The 6,293-nt window shown below is 71.1% G+C and carries 6 protein-coding genes; all 6 read right to left on the reverse strand.

Going from position 1 to position 6,293, the window contains the following annotated elements; genetic code table 11:
• Positions 1 to 602: 602 nt before the first annotated feature.
• Genes D7V88_RS03430 through D7V88_RS03455 form a run of 6 tightly spaced genes read right to left on the reverse strand, consistent with a single transcriptional unit; the run spans position 603 to position 6,283 of the window.
• A complete protein-coding gene (locus D7V88_RS03430) occupies positions 603 to 2,774 on the reverse strand; it encodes a hypothetical protein (protein WP_120539148.1) in 2,172 nt (723 codons plus the stop codon).
• Complete coding sequence (locus D7V88_RS03435) at positions 2,771 to 4,381, reverse strand: hypothetical protein (protein WP_120539149.1); 1,611 nt, start codon at positions 4,379 to 4,381, stop codon at positions 2,771 to 2,773. The genes D7V88_RS03430 and D7V88_RS03435 overlap by 4 nt, the downstream gene beginning before the upstream one ends.
• A complete protein-coding gene (locus tag D7V88_RS03440) occupies positions 4,350 to 4,544 on the reverse strand; it encodes a hypothetical protein (protein ID WP_120539150.1) in 195 nt (64 codons plus the stop codon). Before D7V88_RS03440 ends, D7V88_RS03435 begins: the two co-directional genes overlap by 32 nt.
• A 4-nt stretch (positions 4,545 to 4,548) precedes the next feature.
• Positions 4,549 to 5,736: a phage baseplate assembly protein V gene (locus D7V88_RS03445; RefSeq protein ID WP_120539151.1), complete on the reverse strand. Its 1,188-nt coding sequence runs from the start codon at positions 5,734 to 5,736 to the stop codon at positions 4,549 to 4,551.
• Positions 5,733 to 5,942, reverse strand: coding sequence for a hypothetical protein (locus D7V88_RS03450; protein ID WP_120539152.1), 210 nt, complete (start codon positions 5,940 to 5,942; stop codon positions 5,733 to 5,735). Before D7V88_RS03450 ends, D7V88_RS03445 begins: the two co-directional genes overlap by 4 nt.
• Positions 5,942 to 6,283, reverse strand: a complete 342-nt coding sequence (locus D7V88_RS03455; RefSeq protein ID WP_120539153.1) for a hypothetical protein — start codon at positions 6,281 to 6,283, stop codon at positions 5,942 to 5,944. Before D7V88_RS03455 ends, D7V88_RS03450 begins: the two co-directional genes overlap by 1 nt.
• Positions 6,284 to 6,293: the final 10 nt, after the last annotated feature.

Below are 6,293 nucleotides of genomic sequence, written 5' to 3' on the forward strand. Positions count from 1 at the left end.
CTCGGCTTCCGACAACGTGCCCCTGGCGCGAGGGACTTCGGTCGACCGTGCTTCGGGACCTCTCAAGCTCGCGCGGGCAGGCGTGACGGACGGAGCGTCCTGCTCGCGCCGTGAGAACAGAGGCGGCATGACTCCGGGTGATTCCGTGCTCACCTCGTGGACCCCTTCCACGAGAGCGGGCCCCCTCTCGGCGTCCTGGCTTCCACCCGTGACTTCGACCCCGGGGCCGGGCGTGGGCTGGAGCTTCGGTGCTCCCTCCAGGGTCGGCTCCGGGCGAGGAACGCGGCGGCGCAGGGAACCGGGGGCCTCCGGCATTGACTGAGCACGGGCCAGAACAGGCTGCACGGACGCGGGCGCCTTCCCCGTGGCCACGCCGCGAGGTTCCACCGACAGCGCGGCCCTGGGCCCCGACGCGCGTGACTCGGTCTTCGCCGAGCGTCCGCCCTCCCCTCCCTGTCGCGGTGACGGAGGCGCGGGCAGGGACGGTGGCAGGGGCGGATCCACCTTGAAGTCTCCGCCCTCTCCACGCTCCAGCGGATGCAGCACGCGGTCCAGCTCCGTGAGGAGCGCGGCCACCGCGTAGACATCGTCTCGCGGATCGCTCATGTCGGAACTCCCAGCCAGGTCTTCAGCACCGCCGCCGCGACCCGCAGCTCCGGATCACGCAGCACCGTCTTCGTCACACCGCCGTCCTGCACGGTGACGTTCACCGTGCCCGGATCCAGCTCGATGGGCAGCATCACTCCCGTGGCGAGGCTCGGGCCTCCGAAGCCCTTGAAGTCGCGCCGCAACGTGACGTCCCGCACCAGCGCCTTTGGCAGTTGGAGGTCGCGCAGCGTGATGACCACCACCTCCTCGTCATCCCCGCAGCACACCGGCGTGGGCGTCACCGTCACCGGGTCTTCCTCCCGCGCCGCCGCCCCCGTGAGCACCGACACCGTGTCCACCTGGGCCACGCCCTGCCACCACGTGCCTTCATCGTCCGCGCCACGCACCAACAGCAGCTCGCCCGGCCGTGCGACCGGAACAGGCTTCGTGGAGCCCGACGTGCTCGCCAGCGGTATTCCGTCCAGGAACAGCCGCGCCGCGCCCACCTCCACCGGCGGCAACAGCTTGAACGTCTGTCCCGGATACGGCGCGGGCACCGTCGGCGGCACCAGCCCCAGCGCATTGCCCCCCTGCCCCAACAGCAACGTCAGCCGTGTCCCCAGCACGATGGCCTCCTGCACGACGCCGTCCGCCTGCGGGCCCGCCGCGGACTGCCCCTCCAGCAACTCCTGCGTGCCGAGCGACACCGCGCTCCCGCTCACCGTCGCCCCGCTCCTCACCAGCCCCGCCACGCCCGGCAGCTTCGCGTCCGTGGCGATGGAGACATTCAGGGGCGTGATGCGCAGCCGCTTGTCCCCGGGCGGCCCCCCCTTCACCTCCCAGCCGAGCACGATCGCCAGCGTGGGCCGCTCGCCTCCCACGTGCGCCACGTGCCCCGCCTGCACCTTCGTCAGATCCGCCGTGGGCGTCACCGACAACGCCGTCGCCTGCGTGGGCGTGTCCTTCGCCACCGTCACCGCGCCCACCAACGGAATCCCCGTGGACGTCCCCGCCAGGACCCGGGTCAGGCTGTCGCAGAACGGCTTCAACACCTGGCGCAGCAGCGGCGCCAGCACGGCGCGGTTGCGCGCGTCGAACCACCGCTGACGGAACACCCAATGGAAGCGCAGCGACCATTCCAACGTCCGCAGCATCCGCAGCGAGCCGTCCGGATACGCGAGCCGCACCGCCACCGCGTCGTCCATCCCCCTCCCCGCCTCCACGTCCAGCAACGTCATCTCGATGGAGAGCTGACCGGGGAGGTTCGGTGAATCCGCCCGGCGCAGCGTGGCCTGGAGGTCCGCCAGCGCCGTCGGGGAGTGCGTGGCGGTGCGCGGCGGCTGGAGCGCGGTGGCGACCGTCCCGTAGTCCGTCGCCTGACCCTGGAGCGAATCCGCCGCGCGCTGGAGCGCATCCGTCAGGGCCACGTCCGCGCCCTGCTCCTCCACCGTGGTCTTCGCCTGGAGCAGCACGCCGCGGTCCGCCAGACATTCATCGCGACAGGTCGCGGCCCCCGACGCCACCGGGTCGAACGCGCTGGAAAGCGAGGAGGTGCTCAGCCCGTCCAACACACTGTTCAGCGGCACCGTCTCCGCCGTCGTCGTCAGCTCGCCCCGGCGCGTGGCGCGCAGCCCGGTCCACGTCGTCATCTCCGCCGCGTCCCCTTCCGCGGCGGCGCGGCGCTGGTCCGTGCTGAAGAGTCCCGCGTCGATGGCCTCGTCCACGGTGCCGCTCGCCAGCAGCGGCCCGAAGTCATACGTGGGCACGCGCACCGCCACCTCGCCGCCGTGCTTCTCGTCGCGGAACGCGAACAACGTCACGGTGCCCGCGAGGATCGACGCCCCCGTGAGCTCACCGTCCGCGTTCGTGCCGATGGTCGCCACCGCGAACTCCAGCTCCTCCACACCCGGCAGCCGCTGCTCACCGCCCACGAGCGCCGCGGTGGTCAGCCCGGGCAGGCCCGCGCCTCCCGGGGCGCTCGGCAGGGCTGGCGACAGCGCGATGCCCACCGCGCGACGGCGGGCCCGTTCGATGACGCTGAACACGGGCAACAGCGCGCACACCGTCTGCACGTGCGGCGAGTCCTGATCCGCCGCGCCCTCCACCCGGTCCAGGAACGCATCCAGTTGCTTCCAGGCCGCCTGCCAGCCGTCCAGCTCCATGCTCAGGCGCTTCACCGCGCTCACGGACCGCTCCCTTTCTTCGGCGTCCCGGACGCATCCGACGGAGCAGGCGTCGCCGCCACCGGGGGCGCCGGGCTGGGCGCGCGCTCCGACGGACCCGGTCCTCCGAAGCCCATCGCCAGTGAGCGTCCGCCCCGGCGCTGGGCCTGCTTCGTCGCGGCGATGCCCGCTTCGATGTTCGCGGACGTGGGCAACTGCTCCTTCGACTGTTCCAGCACCTCCACCAACGTAGAGCGAGCCCGACGCGCGCCGTCCACCAGCTCCTGGGGCGTGCGCCCCACCGCCTCCGCGAAGCCGGCCGGGGCCTTCTCCAGCGCCTTCACGAACGCGTCCGCCTGCGCCTGGCTCTCCGTCTTGAGGTTGCCCCAGGCGTCCTTCACCTCCTTGCCGCTGGCCTCCAGCACCTGCGCCGCCTTGCTCTCCGCGAGCTGCTGCGCCACGTCCTCCAGCGTGAGCTTCCCTTCGGCCAGCTCCATGGCCGGGGTCTGGCCCAGCAGCTCCCAGAGCAGGGCGGCCTTCGCCAGGTTGGGACCGGATGCCAGGAGGCAGATGCCTCCCACGTAGCCGCCCGGAGGCCGGTTCTGCGCTTGGAGGAAGGCCTGCTTCAGCCCCGCCACCCCGCCGCGCGTGGACACCGGCAGCGCGTACATGCCCGCGGACTTCAGCGCGTCCAGCAGGTCCACCACGGCCTGCACCGCCTGGGCGAGCTTCAGCAGCACCTGCACCTTGTCCTGCATCGCGGCCGCCAGGCTCTTGATGAGCCCCGCCAGGTTGTCCACCGACAGCAGGAGCGACTTGAGCGCCTCCGGGAGGATGAGCAGCTTCTCCAGGTCCGGAAACAGGTCGCGCATGCGCGCGGACTTCCAGTCCGGCTTCACCGACCGGCCTCGCACCCGGCTGCGGCGGGGATCCACCGCGCCCTTCGGATACTTCTCGAAGGCCTTCTTGAAGGCGCTGATGTTGAACAGCTTGCCCATCAGGTACAGCGCCTGCCGGAGCGCATCCAGCGACGGCGCCGCCATCACGATGAACACCGCCTGCACCGGCGCGCCGTCCGTCACCACCGGGCGCGCGTCGTCCCCCGGGTCGTCGAAGGAGGCGGTGAACCGCCCCGCCCAGCGCGAGAAGGCATCCGGCGTCACCGGCGGTCGCTCCAGCGCGAACCCCGCCTTGAAGTCCTTCGGCAGGTTCGGGATGAAGCCCGTCTCCGCGAGGTTCGTCTCCGTGGGGCCGATGCCCGGCGCGTCCGCGTAGAGGTACGCGCCCGCGTTGAGCAGGTCGTCGATGATGTCCTTGAGCAGCGCGTACGCCGCCAGGATGAGCGCCCGGAATGGATCCGGCAGCCCCAGCAGGATGGCCGCCAGCGCCTGGAGCAGCGCCTGCACGAACTGGAGCACCGCGATGATGACCTGGAGCGGCGGCTGGATGATGCCCACCAACTGCTCCAGTCCCGGCGGCGCCGCGAGCACCAGCGGCTTCCACGAGGGCCCTCCGGACGTGCCTGTGCCGTCGCCTCCCTCGGCCTCTTCCAGCGCCTTCGCGAGCTCCGCGCAGCAGACCTCCAGCGCGCCGTGGAGCTCAGCGAAATCGGCGTCGGTGGGGTCGGCCACGCGCGTCCTCCCGGGTGCGTTGCTCCAGCTCCAACATCTTCTCCAGCCGCTCGGCGTCCTGCGCCACGCCCACCGCCGCCGCCTGGAGCAGCAGCGCCTTCACCTCTTCCAGACGCTCGCGCAGCACCGCCGCATCCAGCGGACTCCAGCCGGGTTGCTTCATCGCGTCACCCCACCGGCATGCGCTTGACGAAGCCGAAGTAGGACCAGTCCAGCATCGGCGTCATCGCGGCCCACACGTCCAGCAGCGGCCCGTACGCGGCCACCGTCATCGGGTTCACCGCCTTGAGGATCTGCGCCAGCATCGTGAAGTGGATGGCCAGTCCGTCTCCCAGCACCATCGGCGACACGGCGGAGATGCCCCCCACCTGGCACATACCCAGCATGGTGTTGATGGACACGTTGCCCATCAGCGCGTCGATGGAGACGGCGTTGAGTGACGGCCCCGGCATGTCCGGCATCGTCGCGGCGATCTTCACCGCCTTGCCCGCGGCGATCTGCGCGTTGCCTCCGGACGTTACCCCGTAGCCGCCCACCGCCGTCTCCTGCGACGCGCCCGACACGGTGCGCGTGTGGCTGCCCTGGATGCGGTCCTCGCGCGGGCCACCCACCGTCTCCTTCAGGCCCTTGCCGCCCACCTCGCGGGAGTAGCCCGCCGTGTCCACCTTCTCCGTCAACGAGCCCGTCACGTGCAGCGTCACGTCCCCGCCCACGTCGCGGGTGTGGCTGCCATCCACCGTCTCCTCCTGCTTGCCGGCGACCTCCAGGCGGTCGTCGCCGTCCACCTCCGCGGAGCGGTTGCCTTCGTTCACCGTGCGCTCGTTGCTGATGAGCTGGTCCAGCCCTTCGGACGACAGGATGATGCGGTTGCCCTGCCGGTCGTGGATCTCCACGCGCGCGGATTCGGGCCTGTCATCCAGGACGATGTAGTGGCCCGTGGCGGACTTGAGCATCCGCACCCCTGGCACCGCCGTCTGGGGTGGGTAGTCGTGCTTGGGCACCTCGCTGGTGTCGGGCGCCACGCGCGCGGTGGAGTCCGGCTGGCCCAGGTCCGCGAGGGCCGGCTCGCCCCACCACATGCCGCTCCAGATGGGCTGGGACAGGTCGCCGCCCTCGAACTCCACCCAGACGCCGGCGCCCACGTCCGGCACCATGAACAGGCCCTGGTCCGGTCCCGCGTAGGGCGTGCAGGGCATGGCCCAGCCGGTGGCGACGTCCCCCATCAAGCGCGGCACCACGCACTGGATGCGGCCCAGGTTCTTGGGGTCCTCCACGTTCGACACGTAGCCGCGGTACTTGCCGAAGTAGCGGCTTTCGGTCCGTTCGATGAGCTGTTGCAGGAGTTGTTCAATCATCGCGCGGTCCCCAAATCATTGTCCTCGTCGTACTGGCGCACGCCGGAGACGTCCGAGAGGTTGATGAACACAGGTGTGGTGCCGTCCGGCCCCGTGAGGTGGACGACGTCGTCGATGAGCTCCACCACCAGGCCCACGTACACCTGGCCGAGCGTGGTGAAGAGGTAGCAACGCTGCCCCATGCGGGCTTCGAGCAGCTTGCGCATCAGTCCTCCAACGCCGTCACCAGCCGCGTCGTCAGCTTCACGCGCGTGTCCACCCAGACACCCACCTCGCGCTGGCGCTCCGTGGCGAGCTTTCGGCGCGCGGCGCGCACCAGGTCCTGGAGCTTCACCGGCTGGGGCGCCACCGGCGGCAGGCGCGAGGAGCGCCCGTCCAGCGCCTTGAGCACGGCCACGTCCACGTCGAGCTTCGCGCGGGTGCCAGCCAGCTTCGACAGCGCCGCGACCTTCGCGTCCGGTGCATCCGGCGTGGTGGAGAGGGTGACTTCCGGCAGCGCGTTGCGCTGGAGGGCGACACGGCCATTGAGGGCGAAAGCGTCAGGCATGGTGGGGGTG

The organism is Corallococcus terminator (assembly GCF_003611635.1).
GTDB classification, from domain to species: domain Bacteria; phylum Myxococcota; class Myxococcia; order Myxococcales; family Myxococcaceae; genus Corallococcus; species Corallococcus terminator.